We start from the raw sequence: 1,153 nt of genomic DNA, 5'->3' as shown, positions 1-1,153 counted from the left end.
GCTGAACACACAAGGCCTGAGCGCCAACGAGTTGCAGTTGATGTCCAACGCCCCCGTGCTGCCTGAAAGCGTGGTGTTCAAATTTCAGAACCAGTTGTTGGCCCGTTTGGGGCCAGTGTCTTTGCCGCCCGTGATCGAACGCATGCCCGAGATCCGGGATGCGCCAGCCCGGCCTGTGCTGGACATCACACCGGTGGCCGCCGAGGACCGCGACGCGCTCGGTTTGTTTCAAGCCGAGTTGAGTTTTGATTACGCTGGGCACCGCGGCTTTTGGGCTGGCACGCAAATCCGTGTCATGGTTGGACACGGTGCGCAGGCCCGCATGTTGGTGCGCGATCTGCCAAGCGAACTGCGGGCCTGGCAAGCGCTGGAAACGTGGGGTTTGTCGGTGCGATCGCAAAACATGCTGGGTTTTGCGCCGCTCCAGCCTCAGCAGCGTTGGCTGGAATGGCTGGAGCAGGATTTTTCACCCTTGCGCGAAGCCGGATTCGAGGTGCGGTTCAGCGCCGGTGAAACCCACTGGCTGCGTGAGGCCGACGACGTGCACATCGACCTGTCGGGCGATGCCGAAGCGCCCGAAACCTCGCCTTGGTTTGATTTGTCGCTGGGCATGGACATCGATGGCCAGCGCGTGAACATCTTGCCTTGGGTGCCGACCATTTTGACGGCTTTGGCCCGCATCAGCTTGACCACAGCCGAGGGCGAGACCGCCAGCTTGCCGCCGTTTTTGTACCTGCCTGATCTGCAAGGCGAGGGCTTTGTGAAGTTGCCCACCGCCAAGATCGAACCCTGGCTGAACACGCTCATGGAGCTGGTGTCTGAACGCGGACGCGACTGGAGTGGCGACGAGCTGCGCCTGTCGCGCCTCGAAGCTTTGCGCACAGCCGCATCCTTGGGGGAGGGCGTGGCCTGGGCGGGTGCCCAAAGCCTGATGAAGCTCGTGCAGCAAATGCGCGGTATCGAGAGCCTGCCCGATGTGCTGGCACCCGCAAGCCTGCAAGCGACCTTGCGGCCTTACCAACAACAGGGCCTGAATTGGTTGCAGTTTTTGCGTCAGCACCAACTGGCCGGCATTCTGGCCGACGACATGGGCCTGGGCAAAACCCTGCAGACACTGGCCCACATCCTGATCGAAAAAGAGGCCGGTCGCCTC

Annotated in this window: 1 protein-coding gene; it reads left to right on the top strand. The window is 62.0% G+C overall.

What is annotated here, in order from left to right:
- Positions 1–1,153: DEAD/DEAH box helicase (locus Q0341_RS13875; protein WP_299514489.1), on the top strand; the 1,153-nt coding region annotated here is incomplete at both ends.

This window comes from uncultured Limnohabitans sp., from assembly GCF_937889215.1.
Taxonomy (GTDB): Bacteria; Pseudomonadota; Gammaproteobacteria; order Burkholderiales; family Burkholderiaceae_C; genus Limnohabitans_A.
This window is presented reverse-complemented; position numbering and strand designations above follow the sequence as displayed.